The organism is Pseudomonas oryziphila, assembly GCF_003940825.1.
Taxonomy (GTDB): Bacteria; Pseudomonadota; Gammaproteobacteria; order Pseudomonadales; family Pseudomonadaceae; genus Aquipseudomonas; species Aquipseudomonas sichuanensis.
Map to the genome: position 1 here is coordinate 3,033,988 of NZ_CP034338.1, position 24,477 is coordinate 3,058,464.

Genomic DNA, 24,477 nt, shown 5'->3' on the forward strand with positions numbered 1-24,477 from the left:
GGGCCCCGTAGCGCCCGGAGGCTTTCAGGAAGGCCGATTCCAGTGGTGCCGGGGGTCCAGCGGTCTCCCGCCTACGTCGCACCCTGCCTCGCGCCCTGACTTCTCCAGGCGCTGCTTGTAGGAGTTGTGGCAGTTGATGCACAGCGACTGCCAGTTGGTCCGATCCCAGAACAGAGTCATGTCGCCTCGGTGCGGCTGGATGTGGTCGACGACGTTGGCTGGTTTATTGATGCCTGTCTGCTTGCAACGAATGCAGAGCGGGTGCTTGCGCAGCCATCCTTCGCGGGCCTGCTGCCAGCGGTAGCCATAGGGGCTCGGGGTCTTGCCTTGACCGACGAGGGCCATGCGTCAGCCCTCCGCCTTTTTGCTCATAAAGCGGTCCGAATACTCACGCAGCTTATCGACACCCATGAAGCCAACCATGCAGCCGGCGAAGACCGACAGGTTTGGCGGCAGCGCAAAGTACTCCAAAACGGGCAGCAAGCTGATTGCGATAAGGCTGCAGATGGCGGCCTCAAGGACTACCTTCCGACCTCGGCCTCCGCCGTAAACCACACGACACATGGCCACGGCAGCGGCGATGCCGCCGGTGGCCAGCTGCGGCTGATGCGCAATCAACCACGCAAGCGCAGCGGCCCACAGGCCAGGATCCTTCTCGGGCATGTTCGGCATCTCGATTCCTCCCGTTGCGGGGAGCGCAAAATGAAAAACCCCGCCGAAGCGGGGTTTGTGGTGACTTTCTGCCTCAGTAAACGTTCATCTCGAACGGAACGGACTGGGCCTTGATGGTGTTGAAGTAAAACGCCTTGGTGAAGGGCTTGGAAACCGCAGACTTCCACAAATGACTCATGTTTCGCTGAGCCTGCTCAGGCGTTTCGTACTGAGGCTGGAGAGTACGCATGACGGCGTAAGTCGAGCACATCATCACTCGCAACTGGGGGTCATTCTGTGGGCCTTCCGGCCCTGTGAACTTGGCATTGGAGATTTTGCCCTTCGAGTTCACGTCAAGGATGATATCAAGGCCGGCGCCGTTCAATTTGAGCGTCTGGTAAACCACCGTTCCATCCTTGATCAGCTCGCCCTTGCCAAGCTTAGCGTCGGCACACTGCGGGATCTCCTTGAGATGCTTGCTCATCCCGGACTGGAACGACTTCGGCGTCAGGTCCAAAGAGGTTTCCGTTGCAGCTGTAGACTTATTCGCCTCCCAGTTTTCTGGGATCAGGTACTCCGTTTTTTGTGCGGCGCTCGCAACGAGCGGGACCATCAACAGGCCAATTGCAGCAGTTCGCGCAAACATTCCTTTTTGCTCTCTGGTGAATAAGTGAGATCGGAATGCTATCAGCCTTTGCTTGATTCGCGAGGCCCGAAAACGAAAAAGCCCGACACAGTGGCCGGGCTTTCGGTGGTCACTCCTCAACACGCGCAGGAATGACAGGATGTAGATAATTTCGCTCAGATGATCATTCAAGTCAAGTGAATGGTAAATACCGTCGCCTAATCCACCTTCAAAGGATCATTTTTGAGGTGCAGGGCGCGGTGCTTTTGGTTTTGGGATCGTCACCTTAGCTCCGCAACTCTCGTTTCGGCAGCTGCCGTTGAAGAGTGTGTGCTTATCGCAATTTGGGCATAACTTCCCTTTTCCGCCCTTCCCATTGTTCGGCGGAGTGGTCATAACCGTGAAGCATTTCGAGCATTCCCGTCCCGTCGACGTTTTGTGGAACGTCAGCTCACCGCAAAGCGGATTTGGGCACCGTTTTCCTGCCATGGCTCACCGCCTTTCGGATGCATGTGTGTATATATATGTGTGTGGCGGCAAGACTATAACACCTTGAAAAGCAAGACGGAACAGGGATGATGATGGCAATTGGAAGGTACGCGTCAAGCGACCTCTCTAACGAGAAGGCCTTCAGCTGCCAGAATCACCTCAACCTCCTTCAGTGCGTCATCAATCATACCGTCAAGCTTCTCGTAGATTTCGAACCTCCAGCGTCGGCGCGTAGACTCCGGCGTAGCATCCAAATCCCAGGTGTTCATGTCGTAGAAGCTGTCCGGCAGGATAATCACATCCTCTTCCAGGGCTTCGATGCGCTTCTTTGCTGCATGGCCGGCGGCGACCGCCGCATTCACGGTAGCTTCGCGGCGCCACGATGACGCATCCAGCGGAATGTCGACCGATACAGAGCGAGGAGCTTTGCGGCGTTCGCCCTTCAGCTTCGGGATTGCCCAAGCGGTCACTGCCTTGTAGATGAACAACGCAGTCGCCGGGCTCGCGATGAGCGGCCTTACCAGCGTGATGGCCTGCACCTTCTTCACCTTGTTGGTGCTGTACTTGGCGACCAAGGCATGCCAGTGCCGCCCCTTGAGCATGTGGTGCAGGCGGGCCGACAGCCAGTAATCGACCTGGGTGCGATCGATGCCTCCCGATCGACCACCCAGTGAGGCCAAACAGCCGCCCTCCTCTTCGGCCGATTTGTACAGCTTCTGCCAGGCCTGCCCCTTCGCGGCGCCCTTCTCGCCCGCCGCCAATGCCGCCACTACTGCCCCCGATACGCTGTTATAGATCATGTCCTTCCCCTCAATCCCCGGTGTAGTTGGTGCCGCCGGCGCCGCGCCGGTTGCTTCCCTGATATCCCGCCTCCGGCCCGCCGGCCTGAGGTCTTTTCAACTGCTCGATCTGCCGTGTCGCGACCTGCAGCCTCATGCTGAGCTGGGTCACCAGTTCATCCAGGGCCAGCGCCTCGCCGGTTGCAGCCACTACCCAGCCCGAGGCATTGCAGTGGTCGCATGGCAGATCGTGAAACACGCCCTTGATGACCGCTCTCCCAAGGCACAAAGGGCACTTGTCCAGTTCGATCACGGCCTTCTTGAAGGCTGGGCCGTGCTTCTTCATCAATCGACCACCTTCAGCCCTTGGGCTCGCAACGACTTTTCAGCCACCTCTCGCGCCCAATCCCCATCGGGGTCGCCCATCTGGGCGGGAAACGGATTGGTGACGCAAAGGCGTTCGCGAGAGGCCTGCCACGCTTCCCAGCGGGCAACGTATAGAGCGACCCGATCACCGGAGCAGCAGCTGGTGCAGTCCGGGACGTAATAGCCCGCCAGGCCGACCTGTGGGTCCCATCGCATCCCACTCGGCACCTCGTAGCGCTCCTCGAACTGGGCGCGGACCTTGTCTTCATTCTTCATTTCGAATCCTCGCCAGTAACAAATTCACTAAGGCTGCTCAAAGCCACGCCATCAGCGGGCTGCGTGCAATTCTGTGAAATTTCAAATAAGGCCTCGGTAAGGCCGTGAATCGCACCAAAGCCAATGCCGTCTAACCAGGCGTGCCACTTGTCCAACGCCGCTCTGCGCTGCTGCATCGCTTGGGTGTTGATGTAGGTGGCGGCGATCTTGCCCAACGAGTGGTTGAGCAGCATCTCGCCGATGTGGCCGTCGATGCCGAGGTCAGTCCAGGTACTGCGCGACACCTTGCGCAGGTCATGACTGGTCCAGGCGCCCTGCCCCAGCCGGGTGAACACGGCACTGGCCTGAGTCTCGCTCAGCGACAGGCCGCGGCGATTAGGGAACAGGTACACGCCCTCGTAGCCCTGGGCCTGCTGAATGGCCCGGTACCGGACCAGCAGCGCCTTGAGCTGGGCCGTCAGTGGCAGGCGGTGCTCGGTGCGGGTCTTGGTGTTCGCCGCCGGGATAAACCACTCGGCCGCGGCCAGCGAGATATCCGCCCAGCGCGCCATGCGGGTCTCACCGATTCGCGTGCCGTGAGCGAGCATCATCAGGGCCAGCATGGCGTCACCCGGGGTCGCCTTGAAGGACTCGGCCAGCTGCTGCACCAGCTCGGGCAGCTGCAAGTCACGCAGGCGCGCCGCCTTGGGCAGGATCTTGGCCTTGGTGAAGTCGCTGAAGCGCATCCCGGCCATGGGGTTGTGGTCGATCAGGCCGAGCTGCCGGGCCTGGCGGAAGGCGGTCAGCAGCAGCACGAACATCTGCCGCAGGTACGACAGCGACACCTCCGCCTGGCACGGCCACATCAGGTGCTTGTCCAAGGTGTCGGCGTTCACGTCAGCCAGGGCCAGGACATCCAGGCGTGGTTTCAGGTGCTGAGCGATGGCCGAGCGGGCGCCGGCCTTGCGCTTGGTCGACAGTGAGCGGTCACGGGCCATGCGGTCGCCGTACCAGTCGAGCAGCTGCCCCACGGTTACCATCCCCGAGGCAATCGCCGCGGTGGCCGGACTGCGCAGCAGGCGTCGACGCAGTGCAGGCAGCTCGGCCAGCACCGCCGACACACTCAGCTCTGGCCAGCGCGCAACGGGCACCCACTGCTTGCCGCGCACCAGGTGCCAGCTAGCCCGCTCGCGATTGCTCCAGAACCGCAGGTACAGGCCAGGGTGGCGCGGGTCGCGCAGGTCACGCACTGACGTGTCGGCCGCCTGCCGACGCACCTCGGCCTCGCTGAATTTCACTTCCCGCGTTGCACTCATGCCGCCACCGTGGCCGGCAGTATCAGGTAGGCCCGCAGCTGCTCCATGGCGTCGAAGTGCCCGCGGCACACGATGGCGAGGTAGCCCTGCTCGTTCAGACGACGCAGGCAATCACGCTGGCTGGCTGACACGGCGGCAGGCTCGACCGTCGCCTTGAACTCGATGTACAGGCCGAAGTAACCGCCGCGGGCCATGGGTAGGACCAGGTCTGGAATCCCGGCTTTCACGCCCTGGGCCTTGAGCTTGGCCGCCACGGCCTTGACCCGATGACCGCCATTCGGGACGTGGTAGATCAGCTCGTGCACATCAGGATGTTTCAGGCAAATCTCGGTCATCAGCGCAGCCTGCTCCAGCCCTTCCCGGTCGACTGGCTTAGCGCGAGTCAGGCGGGGCTTTCGAATCGCCGGATTACGAAATGGTGGCTTCTGATCGTTCATGCAACCAACACCCCCTCGCTCAGCAGGATGGCCTGGGTGCGCATCACACCCTCAGCGTGATACTGGCGTGCGGTGTCGCGGTCGATGACCCGACTACGGCCGTCGCAGGCGTCATGGCAGGCGCTGCAGGACCAAGCGCCCTGCAGATCGTGCGGCTTATTGCCGACGCCACAGGTGCCGGCCAAGCGGTAGTGAGCGAGGACGGTGGTTTCAGAATTGCCGTTGCAGACACCCGGGATACGCACTTGGCACTCCCGGCCGCGCGCGGCCTTGGTCAGTTTGGTCTGCCGCATGGGCTGTCTTCTCCATGAAGATCGATGACGCGATAGGTGCTCGGCCACATGAGTTGGCCGTGGGCGATCGCCAGTCGCTCACAGCGATAAAGCGCCGTGGGCGGTTGCGGATTGCTGGAAAGGTCGAGCAAGTCGCTTCGGCAATACAGCGCGTAGCGGTACTCGGGTACGGTGGGTGGCAGTTGCATCGGATCGGTCATGCCTTTCTCCTTGCGGCTCGAATGGCCGCCAGTGCGTCGTTGCCCACTTTCGGGGTGCGCCGGGCAGCCACCTCAGCCGGAAGAGCAAGCGGCATGCGCTGCAGCGCCTCACCAGCGACGAGGCGCCGAACAGTGATCGTGTAGTTGCGCTCGAACAGCTTCGAGCTGAGGTCGGTGGCCAGCCTGTTCAGGTTCTCGAAACCGCACTCCTTCGCCGCATGCCATACCGCGTCATGGCTCCACTTGCCCTTCCCCGCCATGGCTGGGTGGGCATTACGGCATGCCTCGCGGAACGCCACGGCCAGCGTTGGGAGGCCCAGCATTTCCGGCGAAGGCTGGCACCACTGGATGAACTCGCCGGGCGGCGGGATGAACGCGGCGCCCGACTGCCTGCACCGCATGAGGCCGAATTGCAGCTGCTCGGGACTGCTGATGCCGGCCTCGAGGAAAGCGGTCAGCCATTGCTGCTTGGAGGCGGTGTAGGTGGCCTGGTCTGGCCACGCTTGCTTCCAGGCGGTGCAGATCGAACGCAGATCGCGGAACAGGTCGTTGATCACTGCCGCAGTCTTCCGGTTGAGCTCGGCTTTCACGTCAGCCGGCAACTCGCAACCAGCCGATATGTGCTGGCCGGCCTGCACCTTGGCCCACAAACCATGCGTAACGACGGCAACCGGATTCACTGGACACCCCCGCTCTCGATCCATGCCGTGTCTTCGTCATCAAGCGGGGGCCCGCCAGTGGCGGTGCGCAGCGGTACAACCTTGGCCGCGTTCGCGAGATCACGTTTGATCCAGCCGACCAGTTCGGCAATCCACTGGCTCTCGGTCTTGGCCAGGCCCTTGGCGTCGTGATGGACAACGAACTGCGCGGTGGCCTTTTCCGAGAACTCCGCGATTGGGACGCCCGATCGCTTGGCGTAAGCCTCAAGCTGACCCTGGTCAGGGACCCACTCGAGGAACATCGCGAACGGCTCACGCGGAGAGTGTGTATTACTTCCCTTCCCTTCCTTTCCGGGGGTGAGGGCTCGACCATCGCTAGACGAGCCTTCGCCTGTGTCTATACGATCAGTCGGCGAGGGCTCGACGAAATCAGGGTGCTTTACGGTAGGCCTGTCGATCTTCTGGTGGTGCCAGCCATTGACGTGTAGGTACTGCTTCGATGCCGCCTCATAGGGGGTGATCAGGCGGTTCGCCACCAGCTCGGCGAGAAGCCCATCCACTGCCTGCGCGGTAATATCGTCGCCGGGGAAAACGAGCGCCTTGATGGTCTTAGGAGACATCGGGTGGTTGCCTGCGTCGTCGCAGAAGTTCCAGATACCGATGAAGAGGAGTCGAGCCATCGCCGAGCATTCCATGACCTGTTCGCTGGTCCAGAACTCCGGCTTGATGGTGCGGATACGAGCCATTACAGACGCCCTCCATGACTGAAGTCCTGACGCATCAGATTCAGCGAGAGCGTGGAAACTGACGTGGAATGCGCGGTATTGCCTGCATCGTCTGTGCGGTGCATAATCGACCTCGATGTTGTTTCAGAAGACCGCCCTGCCAGGCGGTTTTTTTATGCCTGCGATTCAGGCGTTATGGGCGTCCGGCGCATCCGTGGTAGCTTTTTACTTCCACACGAAAAGGCCATCGGAGGCCGGACAAATGAAGCAGTTGAGTTACGAAGACGTATGGCGAGAACAGCTTGAAGGCTTTGTCCTCTCGCAACTTCCAGAGGGGCAAACCGTTACTGATCGTGACTATCGAGACGCCGCCTATGCAGTTTTCTCCCGATACCTTCTGTTCTGCTTTTGCGAGAAATTCAGACGACAGCACGCAACCCGCTGGCAGGAATTTAAAGGTTTGACCCCTGCCCATCTCCGCCTCATAGAGAAGCATCATTGGTTGCCCGATCAGGTTGCGGCCCTGAATGAAGATCAGCTTGTGCTGCTTCTCCACGAAGAGCTGGCAGGCCTTCAGCTTCCCGCTCGAGCGCATCAGAAGCTGACTCAGGACTTCCAGTACCTGGGTATTCAGGATCTCCACCTGAACCCGGCTGAGTAGCGCGCCCCCAGAATTCCGCCGCGCCCATGCGGGCCTGGCGGATTCTTGTTAGTTCTGCCTCAAGAGCGGCTTCTTTCTCCTTCGGGGAGAGGCTTGCAGGCCAAACAATGAGAGGGCCGCCCCTAGCTTCTAAGGCGGCGAAACCGGCGAGAATCTGCGCGGCCGCCTCAGCTGGAGTGCCGACTGCTCTTGCAGCGACGAAATGGAGTGCGATTTCTCGCGCTTTCGGATCAAGCATTGCCATTCTCCATACTGTTTAAATTCACAGGTGTTTCAGTCATCTACTGGCGCAAGGCCAGGTCATGCAGAATTCACTTCGTCAGGCTGCTACCAACTCAGGCCAGAGCACAGACCAGTCATCTGGCCGGAGCTGCTTTCGAGTTACTGCGCCCGCACTGGCCAGCTCGGTTTTCACAGCCATCTCTGCTGATGCGGTTTTGTGCCCATAAGCAATGAGCCGCAGGTACGCCCGGGAGGTTCCTGTTCGTGCGACCTGCTCATCGGTCGCTGTTTTGAGCCACTCCAGTAGCCCGTGTTTTCTGGTCCGCATGTTCGGGCCTCCTTCATGGTTACCCGAATTATTACCGCCGGGTAATGATTAAACAATACCCGCAGGGAATTTACCTTTTGGTAACGTTTTCAGATCATTGCTCGATGGAAATTTCAGATATCCGCCGCTCCAATCTGCGGCTCCTCATGAACTCGCGCTTCGAAGGCAAGCAGGCTCGTATCGCCGATGCCCTGGGAAAGAGCGCGAATTACATATCCCGATGCCTTGCTCGCCCAGATAGCTCTGGCGCAAAGAAGATCGGGGAAGACCTTGCTCGTGAGATCGAGGACACCCTCGGCCTTCCTCGCTATGCAATGGATCAGCCGGGACTCTCGGCCAAGGCTTCACCGGATATTCAGTCGAATGCCGAGATCGTCGGCTCCTTCGACGTCTGGGATGACGACACGCCACTGACTGATGACGAGGTCTATGTGCCGTTTCTCAAGGAAGTAGAACTATCAGCAGGCCAAGGGCGAACCGCTGTCGAGCAGTCCAGCGGACGGAAACTCCGCTTTGGAAAGCTGACTCTTCGGCGCCAGGGGGTTCAGCCAAGTGATGCTGTCTGCGTGACAGTCAGCGGCAACAGCATGGAGCCAGTCCTGCCGGACGGCAGCACTGTTGGCGTTGACCAAGGCCGAACCGCCATCGTCGACGGCAAGATGTACGCCATCAATCACGGCGGGCAATTGCGCGTCAAAACGCTATACCGACTTCCGGGAGGCGGGATTAGGCTCCGCAGTTTCAACCGAGACGAACATCCGGACGAGGAGTACTCGGCGGATGACCTGATCACCAAGCATATCCTGGTGATCGGGCGAGTGTTCTGGTACTCCGTGCTGCTCTAGCTCTGCACTAAAGAATGATATGAAGCCCGCACGAGCGGGCTTTTTTTCGTCCACTCAAAAAAAAGATTACCCATAGGTATTGACTGAATATGTTACCCGCGGGTAATTTTGCCTAATCGCCGGATCGACACCGGCCAGCAACAAGGCAGCGAGCCGAACGCCTTCAAGTTCGGTACAGGGGCGCCTCACCCCGTGGCCAGCAGCGTAGATGGCCCTTGATCAAAGAGTGCTGACGGGTGGGATGCCATGCCATGGACTACTTCGCGGTCAGCTGTCGGGATCACAGATCCCCCGAGAAACCGATTTCACTGGCTGGCCTTGGCGACAGGGCCAGACGGGAAGTCACCTGGTTGCGAACTACCTATCTCGCAACCGAAGAAGCTGCACGGTTAGACGGCCACTGAGCCGCAGTCCGGCCTGGACTGCCACCTTCACCCCTCCCACCAGCAGGAGAAGTGCCCATGACCGTAAACATCAACATCCTGACAATCACCACCCCCGTAGCTACTTCCTCCACAAATCCTATAGCCCTTGAGCTCAGCGGAGCGCAAGCGATCGCACAGCTTCCGAACGTCGTGACTGTTCTGTCCGATGGCTCGGTCCAGCTCACGGCGCCGACCAAGGGCGCCTCGAGCAAAAGCACTCACCGCACGCGGTGCGAGTGGAAGGAACCGGTGTATTGGTCGCTCGCAAGCGCCGATGAGCACATCAGCCTGCAGGAGATGACGCTGACGAAGGTCAACTCCGCGCAGAAGGCGGTTATCGCGCAGCTTCATGTGAGGGATGACGACAGCCCGCCGGTGAAAGTCTTCTGGAGCAAAGGAAACATCACACTCGGTTTCCGCAAGACGTTCAATCAGGCGAGCCCGGTGAACACCACGCTCCTCAAGGGTGTGCCGCTCGGATCAAGGTTCAAGGTCACCATTCGGGTACTGGCCTCGGGCGCTTTGACCATAACCGCCGAGTGTGATGGCGACGCAGAGTCGTCCGGCCGACTGAAGCTGGATAGCTCCTGGCGCTCGTCGCTGCTGAACTTCCATGGCGGCGTGTACAACCAGATCGACTACACCGACACGACTCCAGCAAGCGATGGCTCAGTCTGCATCCTGAGCAAACTCTCCCTCACCCACGCGTAAGGCTTGGCAGCCGCATAGCGGCCCGATGACATGGTCTTCCCCAGCACCAGGCTGCATCGGAGAGCCTTCCCGACCCTACACAAGCGTGTTCAGGGAGACAGGCGGGATCGGCTCTCCAATGCAGCCCCAACGGAAGTGAATTGCGATGAAGTCATTCAAGCAAATGATCAAGGATGGCGATGTGCGCCGCGCAGACGCCATGAAGGTGAAGCTCGAGGACCTCCACGAGGAACCCGGCTTCAACCTGCGCACCGAGGGTGAGGCTCTCGAAGCCAGCATCGACGCCCTGGCCGAATTCATCGCCAATGGAGGCCAGATCCCAGCCCTTGAAGTTCGCCCACGAGCTGAGGGTGGTGTGTGGGTCGTTGACGGCCACCGTCGTCGCCGGGCCATGCTCAAGCTCGACAAAGCAGGTCGCCTGCCACGCACACCCAACAAGGAAACCCCGAACATCCTCGAGGCCTGGGTGCCCGTTGTGGCATTCGAAGGCAGCGATGCCGACCGCGTGGCTCGGATCATCTCAAGCCAGGAGAACGAAAAGCTCTCCCCTCTTGAGCTGGCCGAGGGCTACAAACGGTTACGGGCCTTCGGGTGGGTGCCCGAGCAGATCGCAAAGAAGGTTGGCAGAACCCGACAGCACGTCGAGCAGGTGCTCACGGTTGGCAACGCGAACACCGACGTGCAGAACCTGGTCGCGGCAGGCCATGTATCAGCCACGACCGCCGCTCAGGTTGTCCGCGAGCACGGCGACGGCGCAGGCAAGGTGCTCGGCGCTGAGCTGGAGAAGGCCCAGGCCAACGGCAAGAAGAAGGTCACCGCAGGCAGCATGAAAGGCCCTTCCATTCCGAAGCCCCGTCTCGAAGCTGTGCACGCCGCCTCGCGCAATTTGATTGCATCGCTCGATGCCATCGACGAGGACAGCAGATCCCTCACCATCCCTACCGCGCTTGTCCTTGAGCTGCGCAAAGCCCTGGACGGCGCCATACCGAGATAAGTCATGGACACGATCACCTGCGGCTCATGGATTGGCCAGCTCGGTAAAGCGCTGGCTCCTCGTGAGCTCGAAGCATTGCTGTGGGTGGCCCAAGGCCTCACGACAAAGGAAATCGCCCGTCAGATGGCGGTCAGCCCCGGCACCGTGGCGAACCGCATCGAGGCCGCGCTCTTCAAGTTGGAGGCCGGCAGGCGCATCGAGGCCGTCACCAAGGCCATGCGGCAGCAGATCATCAGCCCGCTGTGCATCGCCCTCGCCGGCCTGATCGCAATGCATGCGGTGATCGACGACAGCGACCCGCTTCGCCGTGATCGCCGGGCGCCCGAGCGGCGCACTGCCCAAGTCCGCATCGTTCGCAAGGCCGAGGCCTTCGAATACCACGCCTGATTCCCGACCAGAGGAACACCCCATGCACCCTCGCCTACAAGAGCGCGTGAGCGGCCTGGCCGACATGCGTAGCCGCACCCTCATGGCAACCGCTGAGTTCTACGAGAAGATCGGGCGCCCTGCTCCGCCGCCTGGCCCGCGATTCCAGGCTGTAGCCAAAGGCAAGGCCTGGCACGTCATCGAGATAGCCACCGGGCTGACCAAGGGCTTCTGCTTCAGCCATCAGGCTGCGATGCGGTTCGTGGACGCGATGGAGGCCGGGGCGGCAAGCAAGCAGAGGGCCCTGCAATGAACACTGCCACGAACCAGGACCAGCGCGCTGCCGTGCTGGCCCAGCTCAATGCGAGCATCAATAGCTTCTTCCTTGATGGCGGCCAAGTGCAGAGCCTGCCAGCCAGCGAGTACGTTCCGCGGCGCGTGCACCGCGATCTTGAGCCGGGGCGCGTGAAAGCGCCGCCGGTGAATAAGAGGTCGGAAAAGAGGCTGCAGCAGATCGAAGAGGTTCGCGAGCTGGCCAGGCGCATGACCTATGCCGAGGCAATGGCCAACACCGGCCTGTCGCAGGCATGCCTCGTTCGGTACGCCTTCGCCGGCCAGTTCAAATTCCAGCCCGATCCGCGACGCGGCAAGGGCAACCTGGGCAAGAAGCTCAGCAATCCCGCGGCGGACAGGGCCAAGGCCGAGCAGATCATCGCCTTCCGCAATGTCGGCATGAGGCATGTCGATGTGGTCCGACACTTGGCCATCTCCTACAAGCAACTCGGCCGGATCCTTCGCGAGTTCGCGATCGACTTCCCGACCACCGCCGAAAAACGAGCACAACGAAAAGCATGAACCGCATCACCGCACGCGTCCGGCACGGCCGGCGTCAGCAACACATTAATCTGCCGCCCAGCGGCTTGGGAGGTATCGGCCATGGCCAAGCAGAAGACCGGGGCAGCGAAGCACTCAGCGGACTACCGGGCACGCGAGAAGGACAAGGCCGAGAAGCTGGGCATCGAGGAAGTCGCCATCAAGATGCCTGTCGGGATCAAGAAAGCGCTCGCTGCAGAGATCAAGCGCCACGGCTACAAGCAAGTGCAGGAGCTTTGGCAGGACCTAGCCTTGTCGTGGATTGCGCAGGAACCTGAAGAGCGGGCGCGTCGACTTGAACGACCTGACGCGCCAGTTTTTTACGTCTCGCCAAAACTAGCGCGTAAGTTCGAGGCGGCGAGCATGACGGAACTGAGGCGAGACCCCGGTGACGAAATAGAGCCCCCGCTACTCAGAAGTGCGAGTTGGCCCATTCAGCAGCAGTAGTGAACCCCGACTCGAGCGCAGTGCTGGAACACTCTGTTTTCAGGTCTCGACTATCTACGCTAAGCGACAATTCTTTCCCGTCGCGATTGTAAACGGAGCTCCTGATTTTGAAGTACTTGTACTCCGGCGTATTGCCCTTCGCTTTGCGCGTGTGCGGACCTGAGATCTCGCTAATCAAGCTTCGGCCATAAGTGGTACTACGACTTTCTCTTTTCTTCTCGATTGCCACAACTGACTCCTTTTCCCGGCTCCCTGCCGGTCACCCGTAATACCCCATGACGCCAGGCTCGTACAGCCCCTATCACTCAGTCCGGCTGAGGCGAACGTTCTGGGATGTGCACTCGGTATTGCTGACGGTACCCATGAAGGCGTTTAGCTTCACAGAGCACTTCTCGATGTTCAGGCCATTGCGGCCATCACTCGAGATGCTGGTCACATAGGGGCCAGCAGTGGTGCAGCCAGCAAGTACGGCCAGCAGGCCGAGCGCAGCGATTCGCAGCTTCATAAGCATCCCTTCTTGGTCTGGTCGTAACGATGCGCCGGATCATAAATCACAAGCCACTACTAAGCCACCATGCCGCATCCGGCCACGGAGGGCGGCGCATGCATGGAGAAAGCCATGAAAGACCAAGAACGCTCCGAACTCGCCGCCCGCGTCGCTGAAGACCTGGCCCAGCACCAATACACCCAGCTGGTGAATGAGAACGGCGTCGAGGTTTGGCGCTGCCAGCAGCCTGGCACCCGGGTCTACCACTTCGATATCTGCGTCACCGCCTACGGCATGTCGATGTTCGGCGATATCGAAGGGCTGCTATGGCATGTCGGCGCCGACTACGGCATCAACTTCCTGCGCCACCAAAGCGACGGGTATCGGCACGAAAAACTGGAGAGTACCTGCAAGCGCGAGGTCATCGACTTCGACAGCATTCGCGATACGGTTTGCAGCTGCATCGTTGGCCGCATTGATGAGGAGTTTGATGCCGATCAGATCCCTGGGGGGATCAGCGCCATCCCGGACCAAGGAGCCACGCTCGATCAGGCAGAGCTGCTGGTCGGATGGTTGCGCGACCAGGAAGACGCCGGTGACCTGCGGCTACCGTTCAGCGACCTGGCCGATGTTATCGAGGAGGTTGAGACCTTCGCCGAAGGCCGGGATACCGAACTGGTGCTTGCCTACGACTTCCTCCAGAGCAATGAGTCGCTGATCGGCGGCAGCGACCTCTGGGAGACGAAGATCAGCAAGCCATGCCCGAACCTGATGGCGCGCCTGTACTACGTTCGCCACGCTGCCAACGCCATCATGGCGATCAAAGAGCAGGCCGCTGCCGCCTGACCCTCGGGCGCTGCCCGCTAGCGCCTTCCCATCTCAAGCGATAACGAATAACGCCGCCCCGGCGAGGGCGGCGCCTGCACGCATACGTTATCGATGATTCGCCCATCTAGTCACGCCATAATTCTCACTATTGAAGACGAACAGCATGACCTTAGATGTGTCAATTCCTTGCTTCTCAATCGTGTCAGGGAAGAGTACAACAGGCCTAACGCTAACCTCCTCCCCTTGCATGAGAAGAACCTTTCTGTAAGTTCCCGCAAGATTTTTTGTTTTCGAAATAGCAGCATTAGCGAGACTCACATTAGTGCCATGCTTAACTTCCACAACATAATGAGAATCAGCAAACTTTATAATCCCATCAAACTGTGCATATTTACCTTCATACCGGACCGCATAACTTCTCAGCAACTTCCCACCTTCGAAGTAGCCGCCGGGCTGAACAAGATTCAGAAGCACTCGATCCTCAGTATCAAGCAACCTCTCAACAAGGTTGCTTTTTTCAGTACTGGATCGAGAAGTAACAGGTGTTTCATTTTTTCCACCTGTTCCAACTTCGCCGAGCGTAGCGCCCTGCGACGGTGCATTGCCAACCGGGATAGACTCGCCTTGCATTTCTAGAGCCTCGGCCTCAGCTTTCTCCTCGACTGCCGATGGGCTTTGCTTTTGAAGATGTTCCCAGTATTTGTCTCGATTCCAAAATAGCGCTGCTATTTTTTCTAGAAAGTGCAACTCAGTCACCAATGTAGCAACTATAAAGATCGACAATCCGTATGTAACAACGTGATTTGCCGCAAAAGCCATACCTAAAACAAGTGCGCTACCAATCAGCTTGGTTGAAGACACAATATCTCGGTGTATAAAGCTGAATATAAGCATCCAAAGAAGACCAACAACACCGAAAACTTGCGCCATCAACGCTGACGCGCCTTCCATGCTGAATAGCAACTTAAAACAATCACCAGTCATTCGTCGTTCCTACGCTAATCCTTTGCCAATCATACAGGCCAGGAGCCACCATGCCCATCATCTACGGAAACGTCTGCAGCGGCATTGAAGCTGCGACCGTAGCCTGGCACCCACGGTACTAATCCCGGCCGAATCGCAGATCCCACAACCACTCTAACGAATCACGCCACCCCGGCGAGGGCGGCGCCTGCATGGAGGCCTCATGAAGATTCAGATCAGGACGCTCTACAAGTGCAGCTCCTGCGACGAAATCCACGACGACGAAGACGGAGCACGGGAATGCTGCCAGCCGGATATCTATGAGCTTTATGAGTGTCCGACGTGCAAATCCATACATGACGACGAGGACGCCGCCATCAGTTGCTGCGGCGCTCACGCAGTTCAATGCCCGTCTTGCCTTCGCGACTACCCACCGATCTCGCTGTCGTCCCAGGCCATCAAGATCGCGGGTCACTGCACCACCTGCAACCCGCTGTTCACCATTGATCAGCAGTGGGCCATTCAGGACCTGCACTACCGAGCGACAGGGCAGCGCGAGCACCTGTTCGACTGATTACGACCGCACCTTTCCCATGCCGCGCTGGAGGCCATGCAATGGGGATTGCCGTAAGCCAGTTCTACAAGACCCAATTGCAGAAGGTAATGGCCACCTTACAAGCCTGAGACGAGAAGAAAGCAGCATGAGCCGCATCACCGCACGCGTCCGGCACGGCCGGCGTCAACAACACATCAATCTGCCGCCCAGCGGCTTGGGAGGTATCGGGCGTGGCCGAGGAGAAGACTGGAGCCGCGAAACACTCAGCGGACTACCGAGACCGGCAGAAGAAGAAAGCCACGAAGCTTGGCATCGAGAAGGTGCACTTCAACATGCCGGAAGGGATCAAGATTGCCATGGCAGCCGAGATCGAGCGCCATGGCTACGACCAGGTGCAGGAGCTCTGGCAGGACCTGGCCTTGTCGTGGATTGCGCAGGAACATGAAGAGCGGGCGCGTCGACTGGAACGACCTGACGCGCCAGCTTTTTACATCTCGCCAAAACTAGCGCGTCAGTTCGAAGATGCCAGCTTGGCAGAAATTAAGCGCGAGCCTGGCGACGAGATTGTCAGTCCTTCAACGTGACATGCCCCTTGCCAGCAGTAGCAATAGCGACGAGTTCGTGCTGCTGCTTCGTTGACAGTCCGTTGAGAATCAGGTGTCCGCCACCCAGTTTTGCAGCTTGGGCCAGCGCGACGATCTCATGCTGCATCTTGGTCTTCACTTCTAGGTCCAGCCCTGCTCCAGCCGAGAGTATTGCGACCAGTTCGTGCTGCTGCTTTGTCTTGAACGCCACTACCAACTCCTTTTGATCCAGCCCCATGCCGGTCACTCGTAATACCCCTTCCCAAACCAATTGGCCATCTTGCTCGGGGGGACTGACTTCGAAGAATTCAACACCTACGACGTCCGATTTAGTCATGTATCAAACTAATATCCAGCCTCCCCGCTAACATACTAATTTTCAAAAATTACTCCACTCCAGCGGGCGAGACGTTATTAAAAGCTCATTTTTTTAAATTTTTAATAATCTTCGCCAAGCCATCCAGCCCGTCGAATGTTGATGGGAGGTCGCTTTCTCCACTAACAAGCCCACTGAAAACAACTTGCTCAAATTTCTCCAAAGAAACTCCCCCTTCATTTTTTTGGCCTTTGACATATTTTGCATAATCTTGAATAAACTGAACCAGAGCCACGCGTAAATCGAGCTGTAGAATCTGCGCCTTAACGGCCCTAAAATTATGCAAGGCAACCCTAAAAAAGAACACCAACAATAACTCTAGCGCCGCTACCGAAACAGCAGTATAAATATCCATAGGAGGTAGAGGAACCTCAAAATAGTAGCAATAAATCTTCGCGATCGCAGGACTGATCATTGCCCCACCAAGCAGTATAAGCCCAATAAAATTATAGAGCCTCTCCCACCGCTTGTAATTCCTCATCTGCCCAAAAGCTTGACTGAGCCCGACGAAATTAAACTTAGTCTTCAACTTCGTCAACGCATCCTCTAACTCCTTAACCTCCTTCAGCTTAGAGTCAACATTCTGGCTCACAAGCTTGTTTGCATCTTGTGCCTTCTTCATCAGGCCTGGCAGGTTTTTTATAGAAACAAAATCACTACCTTGCAAGTAATATCTCATCACGCCAATCAACATTGAATATTGAACATACTCAACATGACCTTTAGCTTCCGCTCCGAGTTCTGATTTTATAAATTCCTGCATTGCAATCGCAAGGTCGGACGGGAGGTCAGCGCTATCTACAACTTGGTATTCAACAGAAAACCCATACGCATAGGCAGCGATCACTTCCACATCGCGCACAGATAAGTTCTCTACGGAAGCTGCCTGTCTTACTAAGCTTCTGAACTTATTGCCATTTATAGCAATATTAAAAATGCACGCCTTATCAAATCTAGCATCATTTTTAGCCATCACACTCAGCGACACATATATAAATCGCGCAACAGACCTATCAAAAAATAAAGAATCCTTATCTTCACCATCTCGGATCGTTCGGACAACTCCAATAATAAATTTCGAAACCCTTCATCCTGAAAATACTTTTCATTTTTATTTTCAAGAACTTCAGAAACACCCATCTTTACTGCACCCTCAATGGCAAATTAATTTATGTATGGCGACTTTAGCCAAGCCTAGAAAGTCAACCATAACAAGGTGATCCATCAAAACATCATGATAGGCAAAGTTCGAACGATAGGGCGCCAGACAGAAAAATCACGCCCATACCGGCCTGAGGCCATTATGCCAATAACCTACGGTAGCGTCTGCAGCGGTATTGAAGCTGCGACCGTAGCCTGGCACCCGCTGGGCTGGCGTGCCGCTTGGTACGCCGAGATCGAGCCATTCCCCGCTGCGGTGCTGGCTCACCACTACCCCGAAACGCCGAACCACGGCGACATGACCCGCCTGGCTGCCATGGTGCTGTCCGGCAAGATCCCGGCACCCGAGGTGCTGGTCGGCGGCACGCCCTGCCAAGCCTTCAGCGTGGCAGGTATGCGCGAAGGCCTAGCCGATCCCCGGGGCGCCCTCACAATCAAATACGTGGAGCTGCTCGATGCAATTGACCATGTTCGAACAAAGCGTGGCGAGCCCGAGGCTGCCTGCCTCTGGGAAAACGTCCCCGGTGTCCTCTCCGACAAAGGCAACGCGTTTGGCTGCTTCCTCGGCGCCCTGGTGGGCGAATCCGAAGAACTCCAACCGCCAGGGGGAAAATGGAAGGACGCTGGTTGTGTGTATGGACCCACGCGAACAGTCGCATGGCGGGTTCTGGATGCCCAATATTTCGGCCTGGCCCAACGACGCCGCCGTGTGTTCGTTGTCGCAAGTGCTCGAGCAGGGTTCGATCCCCTCGAAGTACTTTTTGAGCGCGAAGGCCCTCGCAGGGATTGCCCGCCGGGACGGCCAGAGAAGTTCGCACTTCATCCTACTCTCACGGCTCAAGGGGGGGGGGCTCTCGATGACCGAGAGGCATACGTACTGGAGCCCGGCGGGGTTCGCAGGACAAGCCCTCTCGAATGGGAGCGCTGCCAGGGATTCCCTGACAACCACACCTTGATCCCCTATCGCGACAAGCCCGCAGCCGAATGCCCGGACGGCCCGCGCTACAAGGCGATCGGCAACAGCAAGGCGGTCTTCGTCGTGCGGTGGATTGGCCGGCGGATCCAGCAACAGCTTGATCGCCTGAGCCAATGAAATTATGCCCGTGATGAGTTGAACAATCGCATCCGCCAGTGCGATTAGTTGAATCAGATCTTCCATAAAAGGCCTCCACATAAATCCAGAGGAACCATTTCCTCCGTGATTACGTGAGGGTTTTTATCTGGAGCACATTTGCACTCAATCCAGCTGTAACCCCTCTCCCCTCCATGCGGAGCGGCGTGAGCCTCGGCGCGGAAGAGGCCCATGCGGCGACATGGGGGCAGGCGAAAACTTGGTAGTTGCGGCTGTCCTCGTCTCCCCCACCGACTAAGGCCGCACTGGCTCGGGCGAATCCCACTGGCGAGCGGGCTTCCCCCCCTGACTCAGACAAGCCAGTTCTCCCAAGGCAATGCGGTCAGCCACTCGGCCAGCCGGTACAACGCTTTCATGACCAGATCCAGCAAGACTTGGTAAATGAGTTCTTCGATCAGCTTTTTCATGGGGTGTCTCCTCTTGTGGGGACACCGAGAGCTTCAAAAGACGGGATAGGGGGAAACCAGAGAATATTTTCTCAACCCCATTTAGCGTCCCGCCCCTCTCCCCTCTATTCACTGCCGCGATAAGGCGGCCAAGGAATCGTCATGCCTGAAGAAATCAAGCTGATCCAGTCCGCGCCGGTTGTGCGCGACGAATACGGAATGTTCGAACACCCGGACCTGCCCGACTTCGACGAGGGCGACGGCGAGAGGTGCAAAGCCTGGTTTGCCCAACAAGGCCTGCAGGTCGCCATGGTCTTCCTAGAGACCGACGCCCCAGAAGAGATCGCTGATCGGTACTTCGCATCTGATGAGCCGCATTGCGGCTACTGGGAGCCCAGCAAGCCAGAGGGCGATGGCTGGTTCTGCCTGGCCATCCACGACACCGATGACGGCCCGGTGTGCTGGTGGGGTCGCCGCGAGGTGAAACCATGAAGAGCTACAAGGTCGTGATCGGGGTGCTGGTCCTGACGGAGGTCTTCGTCTTGGGCATGTTCGTCGGTCGCGAGACCAAGGTTTGCCAGCTGCAGGCCAGCAACGAGCGCCAGCTCTCCCCGCACGAACAGCAGAACGGACCAACACCTGCAGGTGCGCCTGCGCCATGGAATGAAGAGAGGTATTCGCTGTGAAGGCACTTTCAATTCGCCAGCCTTGGGCCTGGCTGATCATCAGTGGCGGGAAGGACATCGAGAATCGATCCTGGCACACAAAGTTTCGGGGGCGCTTCTTGGTGCACGCCGCGGCCGGCATGACCCGTCGCGAGTTTCTTTCAGCGTTCGATTTCATGGCGCAAAGGGGTGTCAAGCCCCCCTTCCCGGTGCCACCTGACAACCTGTTGCGAGGCGGGATCATTGGCTCAGTTGAGCTTGTTGACAGCGTCGATTACAGCGAATCGCCTTGGTACATGAGTGAGAAAGGGTTCGTACTGCGCGATCCGAAGCCGCTGCCGTTCGTCTCGATGAAGGGGCGCCTGGGGTTCTTTGATGTGCCTGACGAGGTGCTGGGATGACCGACCTGATCGAAGTGAAGAAATCCACCGACTTCCTGCAGGCCGCCATCGACGTGCAGGCCGAGCGCGGCAAGCAGTACGACGCACCGGACGGCACCCGCAGCATGGCGAAGACAGTCCAGGCCTTCAACGCGATAACCGGCCATCACCTCACCGAGGCCGAAGGCTGGCTCCTGATGCAGATCGTCAAGGACGTGCGCCAGTGGCAGAACCCCGACAAGTTCCACGAGGACAGCGCGCTGGATGGAGTGGCGTATGCATCGCTGAAGGCTGAGGCCTTGGCCGCAGGCGGTGCACAATGATCGCCCTCGCCTACATGGCCTACCTGATCTACAGGGGGCCGCGATGAACGACGTCAGCCTGTATCACGGCGACTGCCTGGAGGTGATGAAATCGATCCCGGATGCAAGCGTCGACCTAATCCTGGCCGACCTGCCGTACGGCACAACTCAGTGCACCTGGGACGTGGTCATCCCCTTTGAATCTCTGTGGGAGCAGTACCTGCGGATCGCCAAACCTGAGGCCGCGATCGTGCTCTGTGCGGCACAGCCGTTCAGTTCGCTGGTGGTGGCCAGCAACCCCCGTGACTACCGCTACGAGTGGATCTGGGAGAAAGGCAACGCCACCGGTTTCCTTAACGCCAAGAAGCAGCCGCTGCGGGCACACGAAAGCGCCCAGGTCTTCTACCGACGCCAGCCGGTGTACAACCCACAGATGACCTCAGGCCATGAGCGGCGCACGGCTAAGCGGAAGACGGTCAGCTCGGAGTGCTACGGGAAAGCCCTGTCGCTCACCGAGTACGACTCAACAGACCGATACCCGCGCTCGGTGCAATTCTTTTCGAGCGACAAGCAGAAGGCCAGCTTTCACCCGACCCAGAAGCCCGTGGCATGGATGCAATTTCTGATTGCCACCTACACCAACCCCGGCCATGTGGTGCTCGACAACACCATGGGTAGCGGCACCACTGGCGTTGCCTGCATCCAGCTGGGCCGACGTTTCATCGGCATCGAGAGAGACACCGACGAGGATGGCAATCCGCTTGGTTACATCGATGTTGCCCGGCAGCGTATCGCCGAGGCAATCAGCATCCGCGACACCCAGGCAGCGCAGATCGAGCTGTTCGAAGCGCGCGCCTAACCCCTCCCCCTACAACTCAAGCCCGCCAACATGCGCGGGCGTGGAGAGCTATTGCCGCCACCGGCGGCGTGGAGACCATCCCATGGAAACCGAAAGCACCGGTGACGTCGACAAGGTCACCGAAAAACGAATGGCCGACCTGCTCGGCTGCACCAAGCGCGCCCTGGAAGGCCGGCGCCTGCGCGGAGCGATTCCCGAAGGCGTTTGGATGAAGCACGGCGGCCGGATCATCTACAGCAAAAAGAGGTACGACGAATGGCTGGAAAGCCAATGGATTTACCCCCTGGCATCGACGTCCACTATGGCTCGCTCCGGCTCAGGTTCATGTGGGAAGGTACTCGCCGAAGTGAAACCCTTCCCTACCCCCCGACACAAAAAGGCATCAAGGCTGCATCCCAGCTTCGCGATAAAGTAAACAGCCTGATCAAGCTCAACCTACTCGACCACGACAAGTATGCGGAACTGTTCCCTAGCTCCGCCGCTGTCGTGGGGGGTGTTCCTACGTTCGGTGAATACGCGCAGCTGTGGCTGGACAGCCGGGAGATCGCCGCGGGTACCAGGTTGAACTACAAGGGCACCCTCAACCTTTATTGGGTTCCGCATCTCGCCTTGGTGCGCATCGACCTGATCACCTCCACACTTCTCCGCCGGATCGTCGCCTCGACCGAATGGGCCTCGCCCTCAGTGAAGCGCAACGCGATGATCAAGCTGTCGACCATCCTCCGCTCTGCGGTGCTAGACGGATTGATCGCCCGAAACCCGGCGGAAGCCATCCAACTGCCAGCGCGCTCACGAAAAGAGGTTGACCCGTTCACCCTGGAAGAAGCAAACACGATCATTGCCGAGCTGTACAAGCACAAGCACTGGCCTAGCCAGATCTATGCTGCGTTCTTCGAGTTCATGTTCTTCACCGGCCTGCGGTTGTCCGAAGGTCTGGCATTGCGCTGGGACACCGTCGACACGGTGAAGAAGACCGTTCACGTGCGGCGGACGATTGCGCTAGGGGTGGTAGAGGAGCGGACGAAGACCGGAAGGGATCGCTTCGTACTGCTCAACGAACGAGCACTGCACGCGCTGGAATTCGCTAAGCAGTATGCGGAGCGCCGGAAACAGGGCAAAGGGCAGTTCACCGAGTCGCCGTTCGTCTTCCCGCCGGGTAAAAATGGGGAGCACGTCAAGCAGACCTCGGATCTGCACCACCAGTGGCGCCCAATCCTCAAGGGTTTGGGGGTCAGATATCGTCCCCCGTATAACTGCCGCCACACCTATGCGACAATATGCTTAATGTCTGGTCTCAACCCCGCATTTATCGCCCAACAGCTCGGGCACAGCGTGCAGATGCTCTTATCGACGTATGCACGTTGGATCAACTCGTCCAACGACTGGCAGGAGCTGCAAAAGCTCCAGATTGGTCCGAAATTGGTCCGTAGCTGCGACGAAGCCACGTAAGTTACTGATAGGTAAGCTCCTTGATCTCCACCGCTAACATCACCATGCAATTCGGCGCCAAGCCGCTGTTCGAAAACGTCTCGGTCAAATTCAACAACGGCAACCGCTACGGCCTGATCGGCGCCAACGGCTGCGGCAAGTCGACCTTCATGAAGATCCTCGGCGGTGACCTGGATCCGTCCGGCGGCCAGGTGATGCTCGAGCCAAACACGCGCCTGGGTAAACTGCGCCAGGACCAGTTCGCCTACGAAGAATTCACCGTGATCGACACCGTGATCATGGGCCACGAGCAGCTGTGGAAGGTCAAGGCCGAGCGCGATCGCATCTACTCGCTGGCAGAAATGACCGAAGAAGACGGCATGGCCGTCGCCGAGCTGGAAACCGAATTCGCCGAGATGGACGGCTACACTGCCGAATCCCGCGCAGGCGAGCTGCTGCTGGGCCTGGGTATCCCGCTGGAACAGCACTTCGGCCCGATGAGCGAAGTGGCGCCGGGCTGGAAGCTGCGCGTGCTGCTGGCCCAGGCGCTGTTCTCGGACCCGGACGTACTGCTGCTGGACGAACCGACCAACCACCTGGACATCAACACCATCCGCTGGCTGGAAACGATCCTCACGGCGCGTAACAGCACCATGATCATCATTTCCCACGACCGTCACTTCCTCAACAGCGTCTGCACCCACATGGCCGACCTGGACTACGGTGAGCTGCGCCTGTTCCCGGGCAACTACGACGAGTACATGACTGCCGCCACTCAGTCGCGCGAGCAGCTGCTGTCGGACAACGCCAAGAAGAAAGCCCAGATCGCCGAACTGCAGAGCTTCGTCAGCCGCTTCTCGGCCAACGCCTCGAAAGCCAAGCAGGCCACCTCGCGGGCCAAGCAGATCGACAAGATCCAGCTGGCCGAGGTCAAGCCGTCGAGCCGCGTGAGCCCGTTCATCCGCTTCGATCAAACGAAGAAACTGCACCGCCAGGCGGTGATCGTCGAGAAAATGGCCAAGGCCTTCGACGACAAGGTGCTGTTCAAAGACTTCAGCTTCACCATCGAAGCCGGCGAGCGCGTGGCGATCATCGGCCCCAACGGTATCGGCAAGACCACCCTGCTGCGCACCCTGGTCGGTGAGTTGACCCCGGACAAGGGCGAAGTGAAGTGGACCGACAGCGCCGAAGTGGGCTACTACGCCCAGGACCACGCCCACGACTTCGAAGAGGACGTGAGCCTGTTCGACTGGATGGGCCAGTGGACCAGCGGTGAACAGGTGATCCGCGGCACCCTCGGCCGCATGCTGTTCTCCAACGACGAGATCCTCAAGTCGGTGAAGGTGATTTCCGGTGGTGAACAGGGCCGCATGCTGTTCGGCAAGCTGATCCTGCAAAAGCCCAACGTGCTGGTGATGGACGAGCCGACCAACCACCTGGACATGGAATCGATCGAGGCGCTGAACCTGGCGCTGGAAAACTACCCGGGCACCCTGCTGTTCGTCAGCCACGACCGTGAGTTCGTGTCGTCGCTGGCCACCCGTATCATCGAGCTGACGCCCGAAGGTACCGTGGACTTCAGCGGCACCTACGACGACTACCTGCGTAGCCAGGGAGTGGTGGTCTGAGCTGAACACCGTCAGCTGAATCATCGCGGGGCAAGTCGCAGCGGCGCACCGCCGCTCCCACGTTGGTAGCACGTG

36 protein-coding genes are annotated in these 24,477 nt (G+C 58.8%); 20 read left to right on the forward strand and 16 right to left on the reverse strand.

The window, feature by feature from the left end:
* Nucleotides 1-24 precede the first annotated feature (24 nt).
* From EJA05_RS14115 to EJA05_RS14170, 12 genes are all read right to left on the reverse strand, one after another.
* Nucleotides 25-345: an HNH endonuclease gene (locus EJA05_RS14115; protein ID WP_125858721.1), complete on the reverse strand. Its 321-nt coding sequence runs from the start codon at nt 343-345 to the stop codon at nt 25-27.
* A gap of 3 nt (nt 346-348) precedes the next feature.
* Nucleotides 349-672, reverse strand: coding sequence for a phage holin, lambda family (locus EJA05_RS14120; RefSeq protein ID WP_125858722.1), 324 nt, complete (start codon nt 670-672; stop codon nt 349-351).
* Between the two features lie 73 nt (nt 673-745).
* Nucleotides 746-1,297 carry a hypothetical protein gene (locus EJA05_RS14125; RefSeq protein ID WP_125858723.1) on the reverse strand — a complete coding sequence of 184 codons (552 nt, stop codon included), beginning with the start codon at nt 1,295-1,297 and terminating at the stop codon, nt 746-748.
* A 581-nt stretch (nt 1,298-1,878) separates the two neighbouring features.
* Nucleotides 1,879-2,565, reverse strand: a complete 687-nt coding sequence (locus tag EJA05_RS14130; protein WP_125858724.1) for a hypothetical protein — start codon at nt 2,563-2,565, stop codon at nt 1,879-1,881.
* Between the two features lie 10 nt (nt 2,566-2,575).
* On the reverse strand, nt 2,576-2,893 hold the full coding sequence (locus EJA05_RS14135; RefSeq protein WP_125858725.1) for a hypothetical protein: 318 nt from the start codon (nt 2,891-2,893) through the stop codon (nt 2,576-2,578).
* Complete coding sequence (locus EJA05_RS14140; protein WP_125858726.1) at nt 2,890-3,186, reverse strand: hypothetical protein; 297 nt, start codon at nt 3,184-3,186, stop codon at nt 2,890-2,892. Before EJA05_RS14140 ends, EJA05_RS14135 begins: the two co-directional genes overlap by 4 nt.
* The gene (locus tag EJA05_RS14145) at nt 3,183-4,481 is read right to left on the reverse strand and encodes a tyrosine-type recombinase/integrase (protein ID WP_125858727.1); all 1,299 of its coding nucleotides are present in this window, start codon (nt 4,479-4,481) and stop codon (nt 3,183-3,185) included. The genes EJA05_RS14140 and EJA05_RS14145 overlap by 4 nt, the downstream gene beginning before the upstream one ends.
* A complete protein-coding gene (locus tag EJA05_RS14150; RefSeq protein WP_125858728.1) occupies nt 4,478-4,918 on the reverse strand; it encodes a VRR-NUC domain-containing protein in 441 nt (146 codons plus the stop codon). The genes EJA05_RS14145 and EJA05_RS14150 overlap by 4 nt, the downstream gene beginning before the upstream one ends.
* A complete protein-coding gene (locus tag EJA05_RS14155; protein ID WP_125858729.1) occupies nt 4,915-5,211 on the reverse strand; it encodes a DUF1364 domain-containing protein in 297 nt (98 codons plus the stop codon). The genes EJA05_RS14150 and EJA05_RS14155 overlap by 4 nt, the downstream gene beginning before the upstream one ends.
* Complete coding sequence (locus tag EJA05_RS14160; RefSeq protein WP_223811818.1) at nt 5,193-5,411, reverse strand: hypothetical protein; 219 nt, start codon at nt 5,409-5,411, stop codon at nt 5,193-5,195. The genes EJA05_RS14155 and EJA05_RS14160 overlap by 19 nt, the downstream gene beginning before the upstream one ends.
* On the reverse strand, nt 5,408-6,091 hold the full coding sequence (locus tag EJA05_RS14165; RefSeq protein WP_125858730.1) for a replication protein P: 684 nt from the start codon (nt 6,089-6,091) through the stop codon (nt 5,408-5,410). The genes EJA05_RS14160 and EJA05_RS14165 overlap by 4 nt, the downstream gene beginning before the upstream one ends.
* Nucleotides 6,088-6,816, reverse strand: coding sequence for a DnaT-like ssDNA-binding domain-containing protein (locus EJA05_RS14170; protein ID WP_125858731.1), 729 nt, complete (start codon nt 6,814-6,816; stop codon nt 6,088-6,090). Before EJA05_RS14170 ends, EJA05_RS14165 begins: the two co-directional genes overlap by 4 nt.
* A 115-nt stretch (nt 6,817-6,931) precedes the next feature.
* Between EJA05_RS14170 and EJA05_RS14175 the strand changes: the two genes are divergently transcribed.
* The 8 genes from EJA05_RS14175 (at nt 6,932) to EJA05_RS14215 (ending at nt 12,667) form a co-directional block, all read left to right on the forward strand.
* Complete coding sequence (locus tag EJA05_RS14175; protein ID WP_125858732.1) at nt 6,932-7,456, forward strand: hypothetical protein; 525 nt, start codon at nt 6,932-6,934, stop codon at nt 7,454-7,456.
* 696 nt (nt 7,457-8,152) lie between these two features.
* Nucleotides 8,153-8,851 carry a S24 family peptidase gene (locus tag EJA05_RS28665; RefSeq protein ID WP_125861317.1) on the forward strand — a complete coding sequence of 233 codons (699 nt, stop codon included), beginning with the start codon at nt 8,153-8,155 and terminating at the stop codon, nt 8,849-8,851.
* 461 nt (nt 8,852-9,312) lie between these two features.
* Complete coding sequence (locus tag EJA05_RS14190) at nt 9,313-9,987, forward strand: polysaccharide lyase family 7 protein (protein WP_125858734.1); 675 nt, start codon at nt 9,313-9,315, stop codon at nt 9,985-9,987.
* Between the two features lie 145 nt (nt 9,988-10,132).
* Nucleotides 10,133-10,981 carry a ParB/RepB/Spo0J family partition protein gene (locus EJA05_RS14195; protein ID WP_223811819.1) on the forward strand — a complete coding sequence of 283 codons (849 nt, stop codon included), beginning with the start codon at nt 10,133-10,135 and terminating at the stop codon, nt 10,979-10,981.
* Nucleotides 10,982-10,984: 3 nt separating this feature from the next.
* Entirely contained in the window at nt 10,985-11,368 is a 384-nt protein-coding gene (locus EJA05_RS14200) for a response regulator transcription factor (protein WP_125858735.1), read from the forward strand.
* Nucleotides 11,369-11,390: 22 nt separating this feature from the next.
* Nucleotides 11,391-11,660 (forward strand): hypothetical protein, encoded by a 270-nt coding sequence (locus tag EJA05_RS14205; protein WP_125858736.1) that lies wholly within the window; start codon nt 11,391-11,393, stop codon nt 11,658-11,660.
* Nucleotides 11,657-12,202, forward strand: coding sequence for a hypothetical protein (locus EJA05_RS14210; protein ID WP_125858737.1), 546 nt, complete (start codon nt 11,657-11,659; stop codon nt 12,200-12,202). Before EJA05_RS14205 ends, EJA05_RS14210 begins: the two co-directional genes overlap by 4 nt.
* Nucleotides 12,203-12,283: 81 nt before the next feature.
* Nucleotides 12,284-12,667 (forward strand): hypothetical protein, encoded by a 384-nt coding sequence (locus EJA05_RS14215; RefSeq protein WP_125858738.1) that lies wholly within the window; start codon nt 12,284-12,286, stop codon nt 12,665-12,667.
* Nucleotides 12,668-12,968: 301 nt separating this feature from the next.
* Here the strand turns inward: EJA05_RS14215 and EJA05_RS14220 are convergent, their stop codons facing one another.
* Nucleotides 12,969-13,172 carry a hypothetical protein gene (locus EJA05_RS14220; protein ID WP_125858739.1) on the reverse strand — a complete coding sequence of 68 codons (204 nt, stop codon included), beginning with the start codon at nt 13,170-13,172 and terminating at the stop codon, nt 12,969-12,971.
* Between the two features lie 114 nt (nt 13,173-13,286).
* On the opposite strand from EJA05_RS14220, the gene EJA05_RS14225 reads away from it, so the two are divergent.
* Nucleotides 13,287-14,000 (forward strand): hypothetical protein, encoded by a 714-nt coding sequence (locus EJA05_RS14225; RefSeq protein ID WP_125858740.1) that lies wholly within the window; start codon nt 13,287-13,289, stop codon nt 13,998-14,000.
* Between the two features lie 87 nt (nt 14,001-14,087).
* On the opposite strand, the gene EJA05_RS14230 is transcribed toward EJA05_RS14225, so the two are convergent.
* The gene (locus tag EJA05_RS14230; protein WP_125858741.1) at nt 14,088-14,966 is read right to left on the reverse strand and encodes a hypothetical protein; all 879 of its coding nucleotides are present in this window, start codon (nt 14,964-14,966) and stop codon (nt 14,088-14,090) included.
* 202 nt (nt 14,967-15,168) lie between these two features.
* Here EJA05_RS14230 and EJA05_RS14235 point away from each other — a divergent pair, with 202 nt between their 5' ends.
* Together EJA05_RS14235 and EJA05_RS14240 are read left to right on the forward strand one after the other, a co-directional pair.
* Entirely contained in the window at nt 15,169-15,519 is a 351-nt protein-coding gene (locus EJA05_RS14235; RefSeq protein WP_125858742.1) for a hypothetical protein, read from the forward strand.
* A gap of 212 nt (nt 15,520-15,731) precedes the next feature.
* On the forward strand, nt 15,732-16,085 hold the full coding sequence (locus EJA05_RS14240; RefSeq protein ID WP_125858743.1) for a hypothetical protein: 354 nt from the start codon (nt 15,732-15,734) through the stop codon (nt 16,083-16,085).
* On the opposite strand, the gene EJA05_RS14245 is transcribed toward EJA05_RS14240, so the two are convergent.
* Both EJA05_RS14245 and EJA05_RS14250 read right to left on the reverse strand, forming a co-directional pair.
* On the reverse strand, nt 16,069-16,422 hold the full coding sequence (locus EJA05_RS14245) for a hypothetical protein (protein ID WP_125858744.1): 354 nt from the start codon (nt 16,420-16,422) through the stop codon (nt 16,069-16,071). The genes EJA05_RS14240 and EJA05_RS14245 overlap by 17 nt on opposite strands.
* An 85-nt stretch (nt 16,423-16,507) precedes the next feature.
* Nucleotides 16,508-17,434, reverse strand: a complete 927-nt coding sequence (locus tag EJA05_RS14250; RefSeq protein ID WP_125858745.1) for a hypothetical protein — start codon at nt 17,432-17,434, stop codon at nt 16,508-16,510.
* 330 nt (nt 17,435-17,764) lie between these two features.
* Here EJA05_RS14250 and EJA05_RS14255 point away from each other — a divergent pair, with 330 nt between their 5' ends.
* The 9 genes from EJA05_RS14255 to EJA05_RS14290 all read left to right on the forward strand — a co-directional run bounded on the left by EJA05_RS14255 (nt 17,765) and on the right by EJA05_RS14290 (nt 24,402).
* Nucleotides 17,765-18,715: a DNA cytosine methyltransferase gene (locus tag EJA05_RS14255; protein ID WP_125858746.1), complete on the forward strand. Its 951-nt coding sequence runs from the start codon at nt 17,765-17,767 to the stop codon at nt 18,713-18,715.
* Nucleotides 18,716-19,302: 587 nt separating this feature from the next.
* On the forward strand, nt 19,303-19,632 hold the full coding sequence (locus EJA05_RS14260; protein WP_125858747.1) for a hypothetical protein: 330 nt from the start codon (nt 19,303-19,305) through the stop codon (nt 19,630-19,632).
* Entirely contained in the window at nt 19,629-19,826 is a 198-nt protein-coding gene (locus tag EJA05_RS14265) for a hypothetical protein (RefSeq protein WP_125858748.1), read from the forward strand. The genes EJA05_RS14260 and EJA05_RS14265 overlap by 4 nt, the downstream gene beginning before the upstream one ends.
* Nucleotides 19,823-20,206 carry an ASCH domain-containing protein gene (locus tag EJA05_RS14270; RefSeq protein ID WP_125858749.1) on the forward strand — a complete coding sequence of 128 codons (384 nt, stop codon included), beginning with the start codon at nt 19,823-19,825 and terminating at the stop codon, nt 20,204-20,206. Before EJA05_RS14265 ends, EJA05_RS14270 begins: the two co-directional genes overlap by 4 nt.
* The gene (locus EJA05_RS14275) at nt 20,203-20,508 is read left to right on the forward strand and encodes a hypothetical protein (protein WP_125858750.1); all 306 of its coding nucleotides are present in this window, start codon (nt 20,203-20,205) and stop codon (nt 20,506-20,508) included. The genes EJA05_RS14270 and EJA05_RS14275 overlap by 4 nt, the downstream gene beginning before the upstream one ends.
* Before the next feature lie 43 nt (nt 20,509-20,551).
* Nucleotides 20,552-21,346: a DNA-methyltransferase gene (locus EJA05_RS14280; protein WP_125858751.1), complete on the forward strand. Its 795-nt coding sequence runs from the start codon at nt 20,552-20,554 to the stop codon at nt 21,344-21,346.
* Nucleotides 21,347-21,428: 82 nt separating this feature from the next.
* Complete coding sequence (locus EJA05_RS28415) at nt 21,429-21,761, forward strand: hypothetical protein (protein WP_223811820.1); 333 nt, start codon at nt 21,429-21,431, stop codon at nt 21,759-21,761.
* Nucleotides 21,671-22,795 carry a site-specific integrase gene (locus tag EJA05_RS14285; protein ID WP_223811821.1) on the forward strand — a complete coding sequence of 375 codons (1,125 nt, stop codon included), beginning with the start codon at nt 21,671-21,673 and terminating at the stop codon, nt 22,793-22,795. The genes EJA05_RS28415 and EJA05_RS14285 overlap by 91 nt, the downstream gene beginning before the upstream one ends.
* Nucleotides 22,796-22,815: 20 nt before the next feature.
* Nucleotides 22,816-24,402 (forward strand): ABC-F family ATPase, encoded by a 1,587-nt coding sequence (locus EJA05_RS14290; protein ID WP_125464165.1) that lies wholly within the window; start codon nt 22,816-22,818, stop codon nt 24,400-24,402.
* Nucleotides 24,403-24,477: the final 75 nt, after the last annotated feature.